General features: G+C 67.5%; 15 protein-coding genes. 14 read left to right on the forward strand and 1 reads right to left on the reverse strand.

Features of this window, described 5'->3' with window-relative positions:
* The first annotated feature begins 97 nt into the window (after positions 1–97).
* On the forward strand, positions 98–1390 hold the full coding sequence (locus tag FHT19_RS12325; RefSeq protein ID WP_169475351.1) for a glycerate kinase: 1293 nt from the start codon (positions 98–100) through the stop codon (positions 1388–1390).
* Here FHT19_RS12325 and FHT19_RS12330 read toward each other — a convergent pair.
* Positions 1387–1995 carry a TetR/AcrR family transcriptional regulator gene (locus FHT19_RS12330; protein ID WP_168557033.1) on the reverse strand — a complete coding sequence of 203 codons (609 nt, stop codon included), beginning with the start codon at positions 1993–1995 and terminating at the stop codon, positions 1387–1389. The genes FHT19_RS12325 and FHT19_RS12330 overlap by 4 nt on opposite strands.
* Before the next feature lie 104 nt (positions 1996–2099).
* Here FHT19_RS12330 and FHT19_RS12335 point away from each other — a divergent pair, with 104 nt between their 5' ends.
* The 13 genes from FHT19_RS12335 (at position 2100) to FHT19_RS12395 (ending at position 20055) form a co-directional block, all read left to right on the forward strand.
* Complete coding sequence (locus FHT19_RS12335) at positions 2100–3623, forward strand: efflux transporter outer membrane subunit (protein WP_248290434.1); 1524 nt, start codon at positions 2100–2102, stop codon at positions 3621–3623.
* 23 nt (positions 3624–3646) lie between these two features.
* Positions 3647–4789 carry an efflux RND transporter periplasmic adaptor subunit gene (locus FHT19_RS12340; protein ID WP_169475500.1) on the forward strand — a complete coding sequence of 381 codons (1143 nt, stop codon included), beginning with the start codon at positions 3647–3649 and terminating at the stop codon, positions 4787–4789.
* A gap of 30 nt (positions 4790–4819) precedes the next feature.
* The gene (locus FHT19_RS12345; protein ID WP_169475352.1) at positions 4820–6382 is read left to right on the forward strand and encodes a DHA2 family efflux MFS transporter permease subunit; all 1563 of its coding nucleotides are present in this window, start codon (positions 4820–4822) and stop codon (positions 6380–6382) included.
* Between the two features lie 128 nt (positions 6383–6510).
* Positions 6511–7440 (forward strand): helix-turn-helix domain-containing protein, encoded by a 930-nt coding sequence (locus FHT19_RS12350; protein ID WP_169475353.1) that lies wholly within the window; start codon positions 6511–6513, stop codon positions 7438–7440.
* Between the two features lie 171 nt (positions 7441–7611).
* A complete protein-coding gene (add, locus tag FHT19_RS12355; RefSeq protein ID WP_169475354.1) occupies positions 7612–8685 on the forward strand; it encodes an adenosine deaminase in 1074 nt (357 codons plus the stop codon).
* 116 nt (positions 8686–8801) lie between these two features.
* Positions 8802–11420, forward strand: a complete 2619-nt coding sequence (locus FHT19_RS12360; protein ID WP_248290435.1) for a TonB-dependent receptor — start codon at positions 8802–8804, stop codon at positions 11418–11420.
* 100 nt (positions 11421–11520) lie between these two features.
* Positions 11521–12630: an NAD(P)-dependent alcohol dehydrogenase gene (locus FHT19_RS12365; RefSeq protein WP_169475355.1), complete on the forward strand. Its 1110-nt coding sequence runs from the start codon at positions 11521–11523 to the stop codon at positions 12628–12630.
* 41 nt (positions 12631–12671) lie between these two features.
* Positions 12672–14087 carry an aldehyde dehydrogenase family protein gene (locus tag FHT19_RS12370; protein ID WP_169475356.1) on the forward strand — a complete coding sequence of 472 codons (1416 nt, stop codon included), beginning with the start codon at positions 12672–12674 and terminating at the stop codon, positions 14085–14087.
* Between the two features lie 349 nt (positions 14088–14436).
* Positions 14437–15762 carry an arylsulfotransferase family protein gene (locus tag FHT19_RS12375; RefSeq protein WP_169475357.1) on the forward strand — a complete coding sequence of 442 codons (1326 nt, stop codon included), beginning with the start codon at positions 14437–14439 and terminating at the stop codon, positions 15760–15762.
* On the forward strand, positions 15759–16007 hold the full coding sequence (locus FHT19_RS12380) for a hypothetical protein (RefSeq protein ID WP_210425731.1): 249 nt from the start codon (positions 15759–15761) through the stop codon (positions 16005–16007). The genes FHT19_RS12375 and FHT19_RS12380 overlap by 4 nt, the downstream gene beginning before the upstream one ends.
* Positions 16004–16429, forward strand: a complete 426-nt coding sequence (locus FHT19_RS12385) for a hypothetical protein (RefSeq protein WP_168557040.1) — start codon at positions 16004–16006, stop codon at positions 16427–16429. Before FHT19_RS12380 ends, FHT19_RS12385 begins: the two co-directional genes overlap by 4 nt.
* Positions 16386–17474 carry a sulfotransferase gene (locus tag FHT19_RS12390; protein WP_169475358.1) on the forward strand — a complete coding sequence of 363 codons (1089 nt, stop codon included), beginning with the start codon at positions 16386–16388 and terminating at the stop codon, positions 17472–17474. Before FHT19_RS12385 ends, FHT19_RS12390 begins: the two co-directional genes overlap by 44 nt.
* A gap of 115 nt (positions 17475–17589) precedes the next feature.
* Complete coding sequence (locus tag FHT19_RS12395) at positions 17590–20055, forward strand: MHYT domain-containing protein (protein ID WP_169475359.1); 2466 nt, start codon at positions 17590–17592, stop codon at positions 20053–20055.
* Positions 20056–20063: the final 8 nt, after the last annotated feature.

Below are 20063 nucleotides of genomic sequence, written 5' to 3' on the forward strand. Positions count from 1 at the left end.
GCTTCTCTCCCGATTTCCGGTGCGCCTGGCGGCGATCCGATCTTTTTGGACCATGGCCCGGATTGCCTGGGCCGACAAGCACTGCCATCCCCAGGACATGACCGTTTCCCCTCCGCTCGATGATGCACGCGCCCGTTTCCTGCTGCGGGCGATCCACGATGCGGCGATTGCCGCCAGCCAGCCGGCGCGGTTGATGCGCGGGCATGTGCCGCCTGCGCCGGCCGGGCGCTGCGTGGTGATCGGTGCGGGCAAGGCCAGCGCGGCCATGGCCAGCGCGCTTGATGCGGCGTTGCTGGATCGCTGGGGACCGGGCGTGCCTGTGTCCGGCGTGGTGGCCACCCGCCACGGGCACGGTGCGGGCCTGCCATCCGGCCGCATCGCCGTGGTTGAAGCGGGCCACCCCGTGCCCGACCAGCACAGCCTTGCTGCCGCCCAGGCCATCGTGGCGGCGCTGCAGGGACTGACCGCCGACGACCTGGTGATCGCGTTGATTTCGGGCGGGGGATCGGCCTGCATGGAATGGCCGGTGGATGGGCTGGACCTGGCCGGGTTGCAGGCGCTGACCCGTGCCATGCTGGAATCGGGTGCCGGCATTGCCGAAATCAACACGGTGCGCCGGCACCTATCGCGCGTGAAAGGCGGGCGGCTGGCGGCGCTGGCCACGCCGGCGCGCGTGCTGACGCTGGTGATCAGCGATGTGCCGGGCGATGATCCGGCGGCGGTCGCATCCGGCCCGACGCTGGCCGATGCTACCACCCCGGCCGATGCGCTGGCGATCATCGCCCGCTATCGCCTGCCCGTGCCCGCACCCGTGCTGGCCGCGCTGCGCCAGGCCGGGCCGGTGGTGGCGGGAGCGGGTGAAACGCGCGTGATCGCTTCACCCCGCCGGGCGCTGGAAGCCGCCGTGGCGCAAGCCCGCGCGCTCGGGCTCAATCCCCTTGTGCTGGGCGACACGCTGGAAGGCGAAGCGCGCGAACTGGGCCGGGCCATGGCCGGCATTGCCCGATCGGCGCAGGCCTGGGGCGATCCGGTGCGCGCGCCTGCGGTGATCCTGTCGGGCGGGGAAACCACGGTAACGCTGGTGGGCGGCCCGATCGGCCGGGGTGGGCGCAATTGCGAATTCGCGCTGGCCCTGGCGCTCGCGCTCGATGGCCTTCCGGGTGTCTGGGCGCTGGCCGCCGACAGCGACGGGATCGACGGCAGCGAGGATGCCGCCGGCGCGTTCGTCGCGCCCGATACCTTGGCCCGCGCTCGCGCCGCCGGCCTTGGCGCGGGGGAGGCATTGGCGGGGCATGACAGCTACAGCTTCTTCGCCGCGCTCGGCGATCTGCTGATCACCGGCCCCACGCATACCAATGTCAACGATATCCGCCTGGTGCTGGTGACTTAGCTGGCATCGGCGGCGGCCAGATAAGCCCGCAGGAATGCGTCGATCGCTTCTTCGATAGCGGCATCGATCGCAAATTCGATCGGGGCGCCGAACAGCAGCGGTTCCACCATCCCGGCTTCGAGCAGCCCTTTGAGATGGGCCGAGGCGACACGCGGATCGCACGGGCGCAGCGTGCCGCGTTCGACCAGCCCGCGCATATAGTCTTCCACCGCCAGCATGCCCCGGCGCGGGCCCAGTTCATAGAGTTCGGCGCCCAGCCCGCTGTTGGTCCCTTCGGCAATCGCGGTGCGCGTGATCGCCAGGGCATCGGCCGATGTCACCAGCGCGAGATAGGCATGGCCAAAGCGCACGAGCACGGTGCGCAGGTCGGGCTCGGCCGGATTGAGCAGATCGAGCAGGCCTTGCGCCTGTTCTTCCATCGCCGCGATCATGGCCGCGGCAAACAGCGCCTCTTTCGATTTGAAGTAGCTGTAGAGCGTGGCTTTCGAGCCGCCGACCCGGGCCGAGATCATCGCCATCGAGGCACGTTCGTACCCCACCTCGCGGAACAGGTCCTTGGCAATGTCCAAGATGGCCTCTCGCCGGGCATCGGATTTCACCCGCATGCATTTTCTCCTTATCTGAACCCAACTGTACACTTTTTCATTGACGACGCAACAGTCCGGCAATACTGAACCGTTCAGTACGGTTATCCAGCCCGGAGTCGCCCATGCAAGTCTTGCCCAAACCGCCGGAATTCCGCCGCCCGGCCGCGTCCGTCATGCCGCTGGCCCATGCGTCGTCCGATGCCTCCCCGCGCATGTCGTTGCGGCCCACGCTCGCTCTGGCCGTTGCCGGGCTGGCCTTGCTGACCGGCGGATGCGCCGTGCCGCCACCGCGCGCGCAACTGGCCACGATGGCCACGCCGGAAAAGCTCGGCGCAAGCCAGAGCCTGGCGCCAGCTTCGGGTGCGAGCGCGGCCAACTGGCCGTCGGATGGCTGGTGGCAGGCCTATGGCGATAGCCAGCTCGACAGCCTGATTGCCGAAGGGCTGGCAGGCGCGACCGACTTGCGCGTGGCCCAGGCGCGTTTTGCCAAGGCGCAGGCGGTGGCTGGCGAAAGCCGCAGCGCGTTGCTGCCCAGTCTGACTGCGGGGGCGCAGGGCGGCCTGACACAGCAAAGCAACAACTATCTGTTTCCCCAGGGCATGAGCCCGCGCGGTTGGCCCGATTATGGCCAGGCCTCGCTCAGCTTGTCGTGGGATCTGGATTTCTGGGGCAAGAACCGCGCCGCGCTGGCCGCTGCCAAGTCTGACGCGGCAGCAGCGGGCGCCGAAGCGGCCGCGACGCGGCTGACCGTTTCGGCCGGCATCGCCAGTGCCTATGCCGACCTGGCCAGCCTTTTTGCCCAGCGCGATGCCGCGGTCGATGCCGTGGAGGTGCGCCAGAAGACGCGTGACCTGATGGCTGACCGCCAGCGGCAGGGCCTGGAAAACATGGGCGCGGTGGAGCGCGCGGTGTCTTCGCTGGAAACCGCGCAGGGCGATCTGGCCAGCCTGGACGAAAGCATCGGCCTGGCGCGCAACCGCATCGCCGCGCTGATGGGGGCCGGTCCCGATCGCGGGTTGGCGATTGCCCGCCCGCAGATCGACCTGGGCAAGGCCACGGCTGGACTGCCCGCCAATCTGCCGGCCGAACTCATCGGCCGCCGTCCCGATGTCATCGCGGCCAAGCTGCGCGTGCAATCGAGCGACAGCCGCATCCGCCAGGCGCGCGCGGCTTTCTATCCCAGCGTCAACTTGTCCGCGCTGATCGGCATGCAGGCGCTCGATATCGGCAAGGTGTTCCAGTCCGGATCGGACTATGGCTCGGTCGGCCCGGCGCTAAGCCTGCCGATCCTCGATGGCGGGCGGTTGCGTGCCCAGTATCGCGGGACCGAGGCCGATCACGAAGTGGCCGTGGCGCAATATGATGCGGCGCTTGTCCAGGCGTTGCACGATGTGGCCGATGCCGCCACCAGCCAGCAGGCACTGGGCCAACGCCTGGGCCGCGCCCAAGCCGCGCAGGCTTCGGCCCAGGCCGCCTGGACCGTGGCCAACAACCGCTATCGCGGGGGCCTGGCCACTTATCTCGACGTGCTCAACGCCGAAGATTCCCTGATCGCGGCGCGCAAGACCGTCGCTTCCCTGCAAACCCGTGCCTTTGCCCTCGACGTCGCCATGGTGCGCGCGCTCGGCGGCGGCTTTCGTTCGTGAAAGGATCCCCTCCGATGACCGTGATGACCAAGATCGCCGACGTGGAAACCGGTTTTGACGGCGCCGCCAGCGCGTCGCCCAAGGCGCGCCGCAGCAAGCTGTTCGCGGGGCTGGCCGGCGCCGTGGCCGTGGCTGCCGTAGGCGCCTGGGGTTATGACCATTTCGTCGCCGGCCGCCATGTGGTGACCGACAATGCCTATGTCGGCGCCAATCTGGCGCAAGTGACCCCGCAAGTGAGCGGCCCGGTGGCGCAAGTGCTGGTGGATGATACCCAGGCGGTCAAGCGCGGCGACGTGCTGGTGCGGCTTGACGATACCGATGCGCGGATCGCGGTGGCCCAGGCCGAGGCGCAACTGGCGCAAACCGAACGCAAGGTCCGCGGGCTGATGGCCACGGGCAGCGGGCTGACTGCGCTGATCGCCAGCCGCGCGGCAGACCAGGCGCGCGCCGATGCCCAGCTGGCTTCGGCCCAGGCCGATCTGGAAAAGGCGCGGATCGACCTCGATCGTCGCCAGGCGCTGGTCGCCTCCGGCTCTGTTTCGGGCGAGGAACTGACCAGCGCGCGCAGCGCCTTTGCCAGCGCGCTGGCCAATGTGAAAGCCGCCCAGGCGGCGCGCACCCAGGCCGCCGCCAACCGCATGAGCGCGACCGGCGATCGCGACGCGAACCAGGCGCTTACCGCCAATGCCACGGTCGACACCAATCCCGAAGTGCTCGCCGCGCGGGCCAGCCTGGAGCAGGCCCGCGTCAACCTGGCACGCACCGTGATCCGCGCACCTGTCGATGGCGTGGTGTCCGAGCGGCAGGTGCAGGTGGGGCAGCGCGTCCAGGCCGGGCAGACGCTGATGTCGATCGCGCCGCTCCAGGCGGCCTATGTCGATGCCAATTTCAAGGAAGTGCAGCTGGCCCATGTGCGCCCTGGCCAGCCGGTGACGCTCACGTCTGATCTCTATGGCGACGATGTGACGTTCACAGGCCGCGTCGTGGGCTTTGCCGGGGGCACCGGTTCGGCCTTTGCCGTGGTGCCGGCACAGAATGCCACCGGCAACTGGATCAAGGTGGTGCAGCGCCTGCCGGTGCGCATCGCGCTCGATCCCGCGCAGCTGGCGCGCCATCCCTTGCAGGTGGGTCTGTCGATGACGGCCGATATCGCCGTGAAGAACTGAGCGCGGCTTCCTTTCGGAAAGGCATCTGCCATGTCCACATCCGTTGCAATGGCGGGCCGCGCGCTGACGGCGCGCGAGCCGGCCGGGCCGCTCACCGGGGGCAAGCTGCTGCTGGCAGCGCTGGCCATCGGCCTCGGCAATTTCCTGGTGGTGCTCGATACCAGCATCGCCAACGTTTCGGTCTCGACCATTTCCGGCGCGCTGGGCGTTTCCTCCACGCAAGGCACCTGGGTGATCACGTCCTATGCCGTGGCCGAGGCGATCACCGTGCCGCTGACGGGATGGCTGGCCAAGCGCTTTGGCGCGCAGCGCGTGTTCATTACCTGCTACCTCGCCTTTGCCGCGCTGTCGGTGTTCTGCGGCCTGGCCAACTCGCTGGGCATGCTGGTGCTGGGCCGCGTGCTGCTGGGCATGGTGGGCGGGCCGATCATGCCGCTTTCGCAGCTCCTGCTGCTGCGCGTTTTCCCGCCCGAAAAGGCCACGCAAGGCACCGTGTTGTGGGCCATGACTTCGCTGGTCGGCCCCATCGCCGGGCCGATCCTGGGCGGCGTGATCTGCGACAGCATGACGTGGAACGATATCTTCATCCTGCCCGCGGTGGTTGCGCTGGGCGGGGGCATGCTGGCGTTGTGGCTGCTCAAGGGCCAGCCCGACCCGCGCGAGCCGGCCTCGATCGACAAGGTGGGCTTTGCCTTGCTGGTAGTCTGGGTGGCCGCGTTCCAGATCATGCTGGACGAAGGACGCAACCACGATTGGTTTGCCGCTGCGGAAATCCGCTGGCTGGCGGTGATTGCCGCGATCGGCTTTGCCGCGTTCCTGATCTGGGAATCGACCGAAGAGAATCCGGTGGTCGATCTCAAGGTCTTTCGCCATCGCGGCTTTGCGGCGGCGGCGGTCACGTTCGCGGTGGGGTTCGGCGCATTCTTCGCGGGCATCGTGATCATCCCGCTGTGGCTGCAGCAGAACATGGGCTATACCGCCACCTGGGCGGGCATGGCGACGGGCCTGATGGGCGTGCTGGCGATCGTCAGCTCTCCGATCGTCGGCACAGCGGTCAACCGCTTTGATCCGCGCCTGATCGTTTCGATCGGTCTGGTCGGGCTGGGCGCGATCAGCGTGTGGCGCATGGGCTTCAACCAGGACATCACGTTCTGGCAGATGGCCTGGCCCACGCTGCTCACCGGGCCGTTCATGGTCATGCTGTTCATCCCGGTGACCGGCATCGCCATGGCCAGCGTGGAGCCGCACGAGCAAGCCAGCGCGGCGGGGCTGTCGAACTTCATGCGCACGATGGGCGGGGCGATCGGCACGTCGCTGGTCCAGACCAGCTGGGCAGACTCGGCCCGGTTCAACCAGAGCGAACTGGCCGGCGCCATGGCCAACGGGCAGCAGGCGATCGACAATTTCGTGTCCGGCGGGCTTTCCCACGATGGCGCCACCAGCACATTGACCAGCATCGTGGAAGGACAAAGCGTGATGCTGGCCACGCTCGATGTCTTTGCCGCCGTGGCGCTATGCTTTGGTGTGGCAGCGGCGCTGATCTGGCTGGCGCCCCGGCCCAAGGGACCGATCGACACCAGCGGCGGGCATTGACCCGCCGCCCTGGCGGCCCTGCCCGATCGGGCGCCTGATTGCATTTGTATGTATTGCTGACTAATTCAGAACAGGAGGCACGGCGCCAAGACCGAGTCCGCTGATAGGCTGAGGGTGGATCAAGGCTGATGATCGAGCATTTTTCGACGCGCAACGTGCCTGGAGCCGACAAGCTGCCGTACTGGCGCAGCTTGATGTCGAGCACGTATTCGGGCCTTTCCACCAATCCGCTGACCCCGCACTTCGAAGCCACCGTCTCGCGCTGGCAAATGGGTGGCATCGCCATGACCCGGCCCCGCGCCACCCCGGTTTCGGTAGAGCGCCGCCTGCTCGAAGCCGGGCATGGCGGCGGGCCGCGGCTCAAGCTGCATGTCGTGCGCTCGGGCCAGGGGCGGGCGGTCCACCGCCGGCGCGAGCTGGACGTGCGCGCCGGCGACATGGTGCTCTGTGCCAGTGAAGAGGTCTATCGGTTCGACTTGCGCAGCGAGCATGAACTGGTCGTGGCCGAATTCGATCGCGCCGTGTTGGGCGAGGCGCCGCATTGGCTGGACGATGCGGTGGCCACCTGCATCCCGCGCGAGGCGCCGTCCACCCGCCTGCTGCACGATTTCATGCTTTCGCTGTGGCGCGAGAGCGAGGCAAGCCCGGATGGGCTGCCCGATGAAGGCTATGACGCGGTGTTCTGTTCGCTGCTGCTGGCCAGCCTGCGCCCGACCGACCAGGTGGCCCGGCCCAGCCGCCATGGCCTGCTCGAGCGCGCTCGCGCCATCGTGGCGGCACGCCTTGCCGATCACACGCTTTCGCCTGCCACGATCGCGGCCGACATGGGCGTTTCGCTGCGCCGGCTGCAGGCAGCAGCGGCCGGCCAGGGGGTGACGCTGGGCGGCTATATCAACGAGCGCCGCCTGGCGCTCGCCGCGCAGAGGCTGACGCTGGAACCCCAGCGCAGCATTACCCAGATCGCGTTCGACTGCGGATTTTCCGACAGTTCCTATTTCAGCCGCCGTTTCCAGGAACGCTTTGGCCAGACCCCACGCCAGTATCGCGCGATGCATTGATAGCCGGGTCGTGCCTGGCCCCGCTCTGTTTTTTGCCACGCGCCATTGCGCATTCCATGTTTGACCACAAGGCGCGTGCCACCCGACAAACGCGCGTCGTGACATGGGCAGTGAGACAGCAAGGGGGTGGCAATGGATCGGCGCGGATTTGCAGCAGGGATGGTGTGCGCGATGGCTACCATCGGGCGGGCAAGGGCAGTGGCGCCGGTCAAGGATGCGGCCCTGGCCAGGTTCATCGCGGGCATGCCCAAGGCGGAATATCACGTCCATCTTGAAGGCACGCTGGAAGCCGAGATGAAATTCGCCCTGGCGCGGCGCAATGGGCTGCAACTCCCCTTTGCCGATGTCGCCGCGATGAAGGCCAGCTACCGCTATCACGACCTGCCGAGCTTTCTGGCGATCTATTATGACGGCATGAAAGTGCTGCTCAAGGAGCAGGACTTCTATGACCTAACTTATGCCTATCTCGCCAAGGCCGCCGCGCAGAACGTGATCTATACCGAGATGTTCTTCGATCCGCAGGAGCATCTCAAGCGCGGCGTGCCGATGGCCGCGGTGATTGGCGGGATCACCCGGGCGCGGCGCGACGCGCGGACCCGGCTTGGCATCCGTTCGCAATTGATCCTGTGCTTTGTGCGCGATCTTTCGGCGCAGAGCGCGATGGATGCGCTCGATGCCGGCTTGGCCTTCCGCAAGGATCTGGTCGGAGTCGGCCTCGATTCCGATGAAGCAGGCAACCCGCCTGAAAAGTTCCGTGCCCATTTCGCCAAGGCGCGGGCCCATGGCCTGCGGGTGACGGCGCATTGCGATGTCGATCAGGACAATACGCTGGACCATATCCGCACTGCGCTGCTCGATCTCAAGGTTGATCGCATCGACCATGGCGGCAACATTGTGGAATCGCCCGAACTGGTTGCCTTGGCGCGGCAGCGGGGCATGTTCTTCACGGTGTGCCCCACTTTTTCGGGAACCTTGCGCAAAGGCCTGGAGACACCGGTGGATGTGGTGCGCGCAATGCTCGACGCCGGGTTGAACGTGACGATTTCTTCGGATGATCCGGCCTATATGGGCAGCGAATATCTCGACGACGTGTTGATCCGTGCCGCCGATCGCAGCGCCCTGACGCGAACCGAGATCGTCACCCTGGCGCGCAATGGATTTAGGGCGGCATGGCTGCCCGAGGCCGAAAAGCAGGCCATGCTGGCCAGGCTCGACGCCTATGTGCAGCGGGCGGACCACAGCTAGGCGCGGATCGCGCCATGCCCATCGCGTTTGTCCGTGCTTTTCGCGCGATCGTGCAAGAAGGCGCGCAGGCAGGCGGGTAGCTCCCACAGCGATAACAAATCGCAAGGGAGTGCAGGATGCTGAAATGTTCCACCCGTTCCAGCCTGTTTGCCATGGCCGCGGCCCTGGGCGCGGCCGCGCCGGGCCTGGCCCAGGCCCAGGACGCCGCGCCGCCGGCCGATGGCGCGCCGGCGCCGCAGCAGGGCGGCATCCAGGAAATCGTCGTTACGGCGCAAAAGCGCGCGCAAAACGTGCAGAACGTGCCGATCGCCATTTCCGCGTTCACCGCCGCGTCGCTCAAGGAACGGGCGGTGACCAGCGTTTCGTCGCTTTCGGCGCTGGCGCCCAACGTCAACCTGGATGGCGGGACGCCGTTTTCCGGCTCTTCGGCCGTGCTTTCGGCTACGATCCGCGGCATCGGATCGGATGACTTTGCCTTCAACATCGATCCCGGCGTGGGGATCTACCTGGACGGCGTCTATCTGGCGCGCACGGTGGGGGCGAACCAAGACCTGCCCGACGTGGAGCGCGTCGAAGTGCTCAAGGGCCCGCAGGGCACGCTGTTTGGCCGCAACACCATTGGCGGGGCGATTTCGATCGTCACCCACGAGCCGGGCACGGAATTCAAGGGCTCGATCGACGCCACAACCGGCAGCTACAACCTGGTCAAGGTGCGGGGCACGATCGACGTGCCGCTCGCCCAGTCGCTGTTTTCTTCGGTCACGTTCGCTGTCACCAACCGGGAAGGGTTCCTCAAGCGCATTCCCTATCCCGACCAGCGCGCCAGCAATTCCGACACTTTCTATAATTTCAACCAGGCCGACTATGCCAGCTCCAGCCGTGAAGGGGGCGACAACACCGCCTCGCTGCGTGGCAAGCTGAAGTGGGACAACGGCGGCGCGATCACCGCCACGCTGACCGGCGACTGGACTCGCCAGGACACGTCCTCGCAGGCGACCAAGCTGCTGGGCACGGTGAACCTGCCTGGCCCCTTTGCCGGGACGGACAATCTGCCTGGTACCGCGCTGTCGGCCTCGGGCACCACGGGCTTCCTGTTCTCGGGCCTCTACAACTTCTGCATCGGCGCCAATGCGCAGCAGATCGCCGCGCGCAATGCCCAGGCGCTGTGCGGGGCGCGGGGCACGCAATATGGCCGCCGGCTGTCGCCATTGGCAGGCGTGAACGTCGATAGCGATCCCACCAACGATCGCCTGCCTTGGGATTCCCGCTTTGTCTTGTCCGATCCCGATACCAGCTATGCCACCGGGCCCAGCTTCAACAAGCTGACCACCTGGGGCCTGGGCGCCACGGTGCAGGCGCAAGTGAACGACGACCTCACGATCAAGTCCATCACCGCCTATCGCGATACGCGCTGGCGCGCCGGCGTGGACGCGGACGGTTCACCGCTGTCGTTCCTGGAGCTGTCGTTCCAGCAGAACCAGTGGCAGTTCAGCCAGGAAGTGCAGATCCTGGGCAAGGCACTGGACAAGAAGCTGAACTACGTGCTGGGCGGGTACTATTTCAAGGAGCAGGGCACGCTGCACGATTACGTCACGTTTGACGAAGGCCTGGTGCAGGTGGATGGGCCCAACCGCTTCAAGACCGAAAACTATGCCTTCTTCGGCCAGGTGGACTATCGCCCGATCGAGATCCTGGGGATTACCGTGGGTGGGCGCTACACCCATGAAACCAAGCAGTTCGAAGGCGGGCAGCAGGAATTGAACGGCTTCAACTACAAGCTGTTCGGGTGCAGCGATGCCAATGGCAATGTCACGCCGGGCGCGCCGTTCCCGCTTGGCCCGGTCAGCTGTCAGACCGGCATTTCCTATCCCAACCCCGCCAATCCGGTGCAGGTCTATACGCCGGGGGTGAACCGCAAGACGTTTGACAACTTCTCGCCCAAGGTGGGGGTGCAGCTATATCCGGCCAACCGGATCATGGTCTATGGTTCGTGGTCCAAGGGGTACAAGACCGGCGGCTGGACCACGCGATTGACCAACCCGCAGGGCAACGTTGCCCCCGGCTTTGGCCCGGAAAAGGCCACGACGTGGGAACTGGGCGTGAAATCCACCCTGCTCGATCGCAAGCTGCAGTTGAACCTGGCGGCGTTCACCACCGATTACCAGGGCGTGCAGCTCAACATCCAGATCGGCACCTCGCCCACGATCGCCAATGCCGGGCGCGCGCGGATCAAGGGCGTGGAAGCCGAGATGGTGCTGGCGCCGGTCACCGGCCTGACCATCAATGGCTCGGTCGGCTATATCGATGCCCATTATACCCAGATCGATGCCGCCGCGCTCGTCAACGCCAGCCCGATCCCCGGCATCCAGGCCGGCATCTTCCTGGGCGCGCCGCTGCCCAAGACGGCCAATTGGAAGATCAACGTTTCGCCGCGCTACCAGCTCGACCTGGCCAATGGCGGCAATGTCGTGGCCCTGGCAGACTGGACACACACCACCCCGGTGTGGAACGACATCGCGCGTACCCTCCTGCTGCGCCGCCCCACCAACGACATGGTCAACGCCAGCCTTACCTACAACACGCCGGGCGATCGCTGGTCGCTGACGGTGGGAGGCACCAACCTGACCGACACGCGCTATCTGGTGACCGGCGGCCCCAATCTTTCGGCCGGGGCAATCTTTGGCAGCTATAACCGCCCGCGCGAATGGTATCTGCGCGCCGGCTTCAAGTTCTGATCACCCAAGCACCCATCCACCCACTGGCGCCGGGCCGAACCCTCCACCATCCCCCGGCTCGGCGCTTCCTTTGTGTTCGTTCCAGTCAAGGATACTTGCCATGCCCACGCCCGCCCAAGCCGCCGTGTTCCGCCAGCCGGGTGCGCCGCCGGTGATCGAGCCGGTCGTGCTCGACGATCCGCGCGAGGGCGAACTGGTGGTGCGGCTGGTTGGCGTGGGCGTGTGCCATACCGACATGGTGCTGCGCGACGGGCACCTGCCCACGCCCTTTCCCGTGGTGCTGGGCCACGAAGGCGCGGGCGTGGTGGAGCGCGTGGGTGCTGGCGTTACCACGCTGGCACCGGGCGACCATGTCGTGCTCAGCTTCGATTCCTGCGGGCATTGCCCGTCGTGCGACGATCACGCCCCGGCCTATTGCCACGACTGGTTCGCCTATAACTTTGGCGGCAGCCGCACCGATGGCACCACCGCGTTGTCTGCGTCCGATGGCACGGCGATCCACAGCCACGTGTTCGGCCAATCCTCGTTCGCCACCCATGCCCTGGTCCATGCGCGCAATGCGGTGAAAGTGGATGCCGATCTGCCGCTCGAACTGCTCGGGCCCTTGGGTTGCGGCATCCAGACCGGGGCGGGCGCCGTGCTCAACGAACTGCGCCCGCGCCCGGGCGCCAGCGTGGCGGTGATCGGCACCGGCGCGGTGGGGCTTTCCGCCATCATGGCCTGCGGCATTGCCGGGGCCGGCGTGGTGGCGGCGGTGGACATCAATCCCGCGCGCATTGCCCTGGCGCAGGAACTGGGCGCCACGCATGGCTTTGACGCGCGCAGCGGCAGCCTGGCCGACCATGCCCGGGCCGCGGGCCTGGCCCAGGGTTTCGACTGCGTGATCGACACGACCGGTCGTCCCGACGTGGTCAACGCCGCCCTGCCGGCGTTGGCCCCGCGCGGGCAGATGGCGCTGGTGGGCGCCTATGGCCCCGGCGACATTGCCGCCGATGCCACGTTCCTGATGAGCGGGGGCCGCGTGATCCGCGGCGTGGTGGAAGGCGGTGCCGATCCGCAGGCCTTCATCCCCGAACTGCTGGCCCACTATCGCGCCGGGCGCTTTCCGTTCGATCGCCTGGTGCGCTTTTTCGCGTTCGAAGACATCGCGGATGCCATTGCGCAGGGAGAGGCGGGCCACGTGGTCAAGCCGATCTTGCGCATTGGCTGACGCCTTCCCACAATGGCCCCATAGGCAAAGGAATTTTTGACATGGACAAGCAATTCAGCCTGTTGATCGACGGTCAATTGGTGCCGGGCGCGGCCACGTTCGACGTGATCAACCCCGCCACCGAAGCCGTGCTGACCCAGGCTCCGCGCGCCGACCAGGCCCAGCTGGAGGCGGCCGTGGCCGCCGCCAAGCGGGCGTTCCCCGCCTGGGCCGCGCGCAGCCAGGACGATCGCGCCGCGTTGATCGACCAGTTGGCCGACGCGGTGATGGCGCGGATCGAGGAGTTTGCCCAGTTGCTCACCGCCGAGCAGGGCAAGCCGCTCGACCAGGCGCGCAACGAAATCTACGGCACGGTTTTCGTGCTCAAGGCCTTTGCCGGCATGCGCATCACCGACAAGGTCCTGCGCGAAGAGGGCGGCAATACCGTGATCGAGCATCGCACCCCGCTGGGCGTGTGCGCGGCGATCACGCCGTGGAATTTCCCGGTGGTGCTGCTGGCCAACAAGCTGGGCCCGTGCCTTCTGGCGGGCAACACCATGGTGGCCAAGCCCGCGCCGACTACGCCGCTCACCACCCTGCTGCTGGGCGAAGTGATCGCGTCGATCCTGCCGGCTGGGGTCGTCAACATCATCGCCGACGTCAACGATCTGGGCGCGGCGCTTTCCACCCACCCCGATGTGGCCAAGGTGGCGTTCACCGGATCGACCGTCACCGGCAAGAAAGTCATGGCTTCGGCCTCGGGCAGCGTGAAGCGCGTGACGCTGGAACTGGGAGGCAACGACGCGGCCATCGTGCTGGACGACATGCCGGCCAAGCTGGCCGCCGAAAAGGTCTATCAGGGCGCGATGGTCAACGCAGGCCAGGTCTGCGTGGCGATCAAGCGCGCCTATGTCCACGAAACCGTCTATGACGAATTCGTGGAAGAAATCGCCCGCCTGGCCAAGGAAGCCGTGGTGGACGAAGGCACCCGCCAGGGTGTGACGATCGGCCCGGTGCAGAACAAGATGCAGTTCGAAAAGGTATCTGCCCTGCTGGCCGACGCGCGGGAGCGCGGGACGGTGCTGGCCGGCGGCGCGCCGCTCGATCGGCCGGGTTACTTCATCGCGCCGACCATCGTGGCAGACCTGGACGACGATGCGCCGCTGGTGCGCGAGGAACAGTTCGGCCCGGTGCTGCCCGTGCTCAAGTTTTCCGACGTGGACGACGTGATCGCGCGCGCCAACGACAGCGACTATGGGCTGGGCGGCACGGTCTGGGGCAAGGACGTGGCCCGCGCGATGGATGTGGCGCGGCGGATCGACACCGGGACGGTGTGGGTCAACCAGCACCTGGCGATCGACCCGACGATACCGTTCCGCGGGGTCAAGCAATCCGGCCTGGGCGGCGAACTGGGTGAGGCGGGCCTGCTGGAATATACCCAGGCGCACATCATCAACGCCGTCAGCTTGCCGGCTTGAAACACGGACAGGGGCGGCGCTGGCGGCCTGGCCGGCGACGCCCCTGCCCAGCGCGGCAGGGCCTTATGAATTTGTAACAAGTTGTATGGCCCGCCGCCGCCACCGCCGCATCGGATCGTCCGGCGGGTTTGATTAATATACTGATCAATATAGAAAAAATGTTCGTGTTCCACCGCGGCTTGGGTGGATCATTTCAGTTCGTCAGCAAACGTTTCGCGTTCGTATCGCGGCGAAATTGGGGTGATACAACTGCGGGCTAGACGCTCCGGCCATGAACTCGCCGGTGTTGCCCCCAGACTCCGTCCTGCCTTTGTCCGAGCCGGCGCGTCCCTCGCGGTGGGAACGGCTGATGAACCGTCCGGTGCCGCTGTGGGCGCTGGGACTGGTGGTGGCGCTCGGCGCGCTGGCATTGCTCGGCTTCGGCTTCGTTCTGCTGGCCCCGCGCAAGCATGGCGCCCTGGGCACGCTGGCGGTGCAGGTGGCGAGCATTCCCGATACCGTGGGGCGCGCGGTGGGCGAACTGCTGCCCTATCGACCGTCGATCGGCCAGCCTTATGAACCGCTGCCCGGTGGGTTGTGGCGCCGGCCGGGATTCGTCGACCCAGGTTATATCCTGGTCACCGTGTTCGACACCGCGCAAGGGCGCTGGGTGGTGCAGTTGCTGCGCCTGCGCGATGGGCAGGTGGTGCGCCGCTATGCGCCCGACATCGCCGCGATCCATGCGCAATCGACATTCCACTCTGCCCTGGTGGACCTGGCGCGCGACAAGACCAACCGCCGTTTCATGCCGATGCACCCGCTGCTGATGCCCGATGGCGGGCTGATCGTGCACGATACCTCGCCACTCACGCGCATCGATGCCTGCGGGCGGCCGGAATGGATGATCGACGGGATTTTCCATCATTCGCTGGAGCGGGCGAGCGATGGCACTTTGTGGGCTGCCTATCGCCTCCCACGCACCGCGCGCCCGGGCCTTGGCCCGCAGTTTGCCGACGAAGGCCTCATGCACCTGACGGCACAGGGTAAAGTTCTGGCGCGTATCTCGGTGATCGACCTGCTCGACGCCAACAACCTGGGATATTTGTGGCGCGCGCGGCCCTATTCCGACGATCCGATCCATCTCAACGATATCCAGCCCGTGCCCGGCGATGGCCCTTATTGGCGCAACGGCGATCTGCTGGTCAGTCTGCGCAATCTCTCGCTGCTGTTGCTCTATCGCCCGTCGACCGGGCAGGTGGTGTGGAGCCGTGGCCTGCCCTGGCGGTTCCAGCACGATGTCAGCGTGCTCGATGATCACCGCATCTCGGTGTTCGACAACCACTGGCGCTTTGCCTGGGACCAGCCCGAGCAGGCCGAGCCCGACGGCACCAACCGCATGCTGGTCTACGACTTTGCCACGGGCGCGGTGAGCGCGCCGCTGGCTCCCGCGTTCCGCGATCTGAACATCCACACCCGTGCCCAGGGCCGCGCCACGCCGCTGCCGGGGGGCGATACCATGGTGGAGGAAACCGAACTGGGCCGCGTCATGCGCCTCGCCGCCGATGGCAGCGTGCGCTGGAGCTATATCAGCGCGGACGCCGGCCGGAACCGGTTCGAGCTGCGCTGGACCCGTTACATCGATCCCCTTGCCGACAAGATCGGCATCCAAGCCGCGGAGAATGCCCGATGCGAATGACCGTCTTTGCACCCTTGATGTGCCTTTTGGCCGGGGCCGCCCCAGCCGCGCTGTTGCTGGCAGCCACGGCCGTCCCGGCGCAGGCCTACGTTGGCCCCGGCCTGGGCCTGGGCGCGGCATCCACTGCGCTGGGCGTGGTGGGGGCCATCCTCCTCGGGTTGATGGCTTTCGTGTGGTATCCGGTCAAGCGCCTGCTGCGCATGGTGCGCCGGGCCGGACGCAGCAGCGCGGGACGCAAGCCATGATGGCGGCGGCCACGCTGCTGCTGGCCCTGGCCTTGCTGGCCACGGTCATGCTCGCCCGGCGCTGGGGGGTGCTGGGGCGTTTTGCCGCATTGGGGGCGATCGGGCGTCGATCGGTGCGGATCATGGCGCGGCGCGGGGCGTCGGACTGTTCGAAGGAGCGCGCCGCACGCCTGCTGGCCATGCGGCTGATGGGGCGCTCGCTGGCGGCCGGCGCAGGGCTCGCGCTGGCGGCGGCGCCGCTGGCCGCGGCGCTGGCGCTGGGCCCCTGGCTCGGCCTGCCGACCCTCAATGCCCTGTTCGACCCGCTGGCCCGCGCGGCCATTCTTTGCCTTGGAATCAGCCTTGCCCTCATCCGATTTGTCCTTGGCCGCATCGGCCGTGCCCACGGCGGCAGCCGGCGCGGACGCCTATCGCCCGCTTGATCGGCTGCTGCACCGGATTGCCTTGGGCAGCCGCGCCGCGCTGGAATTGAGCTTCGACCTGGAACGCGCCCGGTTCGGCCGCGCTGCCGGGGCGCTGGCGCTGCGCCCGCCGGTGTTCGTCACCGCGCTGGCGCGGGCCGGCACCACCGTGCTGATGCAGCGGCTCGAAGCAGCCGATCGCTTTGCCAGCCTGCATTATGCCGACATGCCCTTTCCCTTGGCGCCCAACACCTGGGCCGGGCTGGTGGCGCGGCGGCGCCGGGGCGTGGTACGCACCCTGCGCGGCCATGGCGACGGACTGGAGCACGATCTCGACAGTGCCGAGGCGATCGAGGAAGTGTTCTGGCGCATGCAGTGCGGGCCCGATTACCTCACCGCCGACGGCTTGGCCGCGCACCAACCCGATGCCCAGGCCATGGCTGCGTTCGGCCAGTTCATGGCGCTGGTATGCCTGGCGCGCGCGCGCCACGGGCAGGGCGGGCGCTATCTGTCCAAGAACAACGCCAATGTCCTGCGCTTGCCCAGTCTTGCCGGCATTCCCGGCGCCGTGCTGGTCCACCCGTTCCGCGCGCCGCTCGAACAGGCCGCCAGCCTGCTGGCGCAGCATCGCCGCGCCTGCGCGCTGGCGCAGGCCGATGCGTTTCGCGGGCATTACATGCGCTGGCTGGGCCATCATGAATTCGGGGCGCACCAGCAACCGTTCCTCCTGCCGGGCCAAGCGCCGCCGCAGGGCGATCCCGACAGTCTGGTCTATTGGCTGCGCACATGGTGCGGGGTCTACCGCCACCTGCTCGACCAGCCGGCGAGCGTGGCGGCGCGGCAATGCTTCGTCGATTACGATCGCCTGGCGCGGGGCGAGGATGCGGTTCGCGCTGCGCTGGCACGGCAACTGGCCTTGCCGAACGGCCTGCCCGCCACCGATCTGCGCCCGCCAAAGCCCCATGCCCTGGCCCAGCAGGCGGTGCCGCCGGCAGACCTGAGCGCGGCCAACGCGCTTCATCAGCGCCTGCAACAACGCGCCCAGGCAACGGTGCCAACGGCTTAGTCCCTGGTCGGGCACCATTGCCGGGGCCAATGCGTTGTGCTTGCCGTGCGCGGCGCATACCGGCTTGCCTGCTGTGGCCCATTGCCCGCGCCTGCGTTCTATGGGAGCAGGGGGCATGACAATGACCGGAACGCACGAGGCCAATCTGGTCATTCTTTCCATTCTGATCGCGGTGTTTGCATCGTTCACGGCGTTGAGCCTGGCCGGGCGGGTGCGTGCCGGGCAGGGCTGGGCGCGGCGGGTGTGGCTGGCAGCGGCATCGGTGGCGCTGGGCGGGGGCATCTGGGCGATGCATTTCGTGGCCATGCTGGCCTTCCGCCTGCCGGGCATGGCGATGCGCTATGATCCGGGCATCACGCTGCTATCGCTGGCGATCGCGATTGCCTTTACCGGCGCCGGCTTTGCCGCGCTCGATCGGCGCAACCAGTCCTTGCCGCGGATCGCGGCGGCGGGTTTGCTGATGGGCCTGGGCGTCGTGGCCATGCATTACCTGGGCATGGCGGCGATGCGCATGGATGGCACCATGCATTACGATCCGCTGTGGCTGGCTTTGTCGGTGGTGATCGCCATCGTTGCAGCCACGGCCGCCCTGTGGTTCGCCGCGCGCGACCAGACGCCGGGCATGCGGCTGGGCGCTGCTGGCCTGATGGGGCTGGCGATTGCCGGGATGCACTACGCCGGCATGCACGCAGCGATGTTCGTCATGCATCGCCCCCATGGGGCGGGCGCTGCGGAAACCGGCGTGGGCCAGACTTTCCTCGCCGTGTCGATCGGCACGATCACGCTGCTGATCCTCACGATCGCGCTGGGCGCTGCCTGGCTGGAACGGATGTTTCACGGCATCGCCCGGCGCGAGGCGCGCATCGCGCTACGCCTGAAAATTGCCGACGTGCTGCGCGATTACGAAACCGCCGCTGCGCTGCACGAGATTGCCGCGCTCATGGGCGCGCATTTCGCGGTCAATCGCACCGGATTTGGCCAGTTGCTGGCCGACGAGGACATGTTCGATTACGACGTGTGCTGGACAGATGGCACCGTGCCGGCCCTGCTCGGCCGCCTGCCAACCGCCGATTTCGGCGTGGCGGTGGTGGCGGCGCTCAATCGCGGCGAAACCGTGGTGGCGGGCGATCTGCTTGCGCCCGATCCGCGCCTTGATGCGCGCAGCGTGGCCACGGCGCGCCAGGTTGATACCCGCGCGATCCTGGTCGTGCCGTTCCTGCGCGAGGGCCGGCTGCGCACGATCGTCTATCTCAACGATCGGGCGCCGCGTCATTGGCATCCCGACGATATCGCCTTCATGGAGGAAATCGCCGAACGCACTCGCCTGGTGAGCGAGCGGGCGGCCATTGCCCAGCAACTGCAAGAGCTCAACGCCACGCTCGAAGCGCGGGTGGAGGCACGCACCAGCGAGTTGCGCGCCGCGCAGGAAGCCCTGGTGCAAAGCCAGAAAATGGAAGCGATGGGCCAGCTTGTCGCCGGCCTGTCGCACGATTTCAACAACGTGCTTGGCGCGATCCTGGCCTCGTTCGACCTCATCACGCGGCGCAGCGGCGATGCCGCGCGGGTGGAGCGGTTGGCAGGCGAAGGGCGCCAGGCCGCCCAGCGCGCGGCCAACCTGATTGCACAACTGCTGGCCTTTTCGCGCACGCAGCGCCTGTCGACCGGCCCGCTTGATCCGGCACAGGTGATCGAGCGGCTGCGTCCGATGCTGGCGCGCACGCTCGGGCCGCTGATCGCGCTCGAATGCCGGCTTGACCCGCCAGAGGGCGACGACTGGGCCGCGCTGGCCGATCCCACGCAATTGGAGATGGCCCTGCTCAACCTGGCGGTGAACGGGCGCGACGCGATGCCCGCCGGTGGGCAACTGACCATTGCCCTGGCCACCCACGTGGCCGATGCCGACGGGGACCTGGCCGAGGGCACCTATGTCGAAGTGCGCGTCAGCGATACTGGCGCCGGCATGGACGAGGAAACGCTGCGCCGCGCCATGGAGCCGTTCTTCACCACCAAGCCCGTGGGCAAGGGCACCGGGCTGGGCCTGGCGCAGATCTATGGCAGCATGCGCCAGATCGGCGGCGGGGTGCGGATCGAAAGCGCGCCTGGCGAGGGGACCACAGTGCGCCTGTTCCTGCCCCGCACCGCCCGCGTGCCCGAGGACGTGGCCGCGCCGCCGCCGACTGCGGCGCCGGGCCGCGCGGCGCTGCGCGTCCTGCTGGTTGACGATGATGGCGATCTGCGCCGCGCCCTGGCTGCCGCGCTGGAATGCGAAGGCCACGTGGTTCATGCCACGGCCGATGGCGGCGCTGCGCTGGCCGCGCTCGATGCAGCGGCGGCGGCCGGCACGCCGCTGGCCGATGTGGCGCTGGTCGATTACGCGATGCCCGGCATGACGGGGGCCGAACTGGCCCGCCATCTGGCGCAGCGGCACCCGGCTTTGCCCATCGTGTTCATGAGCGGCTTTGCCGACGTGGCCGCGATCGAAGCGGTGGCCGGGGCCGATGCGATCCTGCTGCGCAAGCCATTTGCCACAGAGCGGCTGACAGAAGCCTTGGCGCGTGCCCGGGCGGCCCACGCCGCCTAGGGCAAAGG

The organism is Novosphingobium sp. SG919, from assembly GCF_012932495.1.
In the GTDB taxonomy this organism is placed as follows: domain Bacteria; phylum Pseudomonadota; class Alphaproteobacteria; order Sphingomonadales; family Sphingomonadaceae; genus Novosphingobium; species Novosphingobium rhizosphaerae.

Coding starts and splice junctions, on each gene's coding strand:
- FHT19_RS12335 (WP_248290434.1), top strand. CDS start 2,100: ATGCAAGTCTTGCCCAAACCGCCGGAATTCCGCCGCCCGGCCGCGTCC.
- FHT19_RS12365 (WP_169475355.1), top strand. CDS start 11,521: ATGCCCACGCCCGCCCAAGCCGCCGTGTTCCGCCAGCCGGGTGCGCCG.
- FHT19_RS12325 (WP_169475351.1), top strand. CDS start 98: ATGACCGTTTCCCCTCCGCTCGATGATGCACGCGCCCGTTTCCTGCTG.
- FHT19_RS12345 (WP_169475352.1), top strand. CDS start 4,820: ATGTCCACATCCGTTGCAATGGCGGGCCGCGCGCTGACGGCGCGCGAG.
- FHT19_RS12380 (WP_210425731.1), top strand. CDS start 15,759: ATGACCGTCTTTGCACCCTTGATGTGCCTTTTGGCCGGGGCCGCCCCA.
- FHT19_RS12330 (WP_168557033.1), bottom strand. CDS start 1,995: ATGCGGGTGAAATCCGATGCCCGGCGAGAGGCCATCTTGGACATTGCC.
- FHT19_RS12340 (WP_169475500.1), top strand. CDS start 3,647: ATGACCAAGATCGCCGACGTGGAAACCGGTTTTGACGGCGCCGCCAGC.
- FHT19_RS12350 (WP_169475353.1), top strand. CDS start 6,511: ATGATCGAGCATTTTTCGACGCGCAACGTGCCTGGAGCCGACAAGCTG.
- add (WP_169475354.1), top strand. CDS start 7,612: ATGGCTACCATCGGGCGGGCAAGGGCAGTGGCGCCGGTCAAGGATGCG.
- FHT19_RS12370 (WP_169475356.1), top strand. CDS start 12,672: ATGGACAAGCAATTCAGCCTGTTGATCGACGGTCAATTGGTGCCGGGC.
- FHT19_RS12375 (WP_169475357.1), top strand. CDS start 14,437: ATGAACCGTCCGGTGCCGCTGTGGGCGCTGGGACTGGTGGTGGCGCTC.
- FHT19_RS12360 (WP_248290435.1), top strand. CDS start 8,802: ATGCTGAAATGTTCCACCCGTTCCAGCCTGTTTGCCATGGCCGCGGCC.
- FHT19_RS12395 (WP_169475359.1), top strand. CDS start 17,590: ATGACAATGACCGGAACGCACGAGGCCAATCTGGTCATTCTTTCCATT.
- FHT19_RS12385 (WP_168557040.1), top strand. CDS start 16,004: ATGATGGCGGCGGCCACGCTGCTGCTGGCCCTGGCCTTGCTGGCCACG.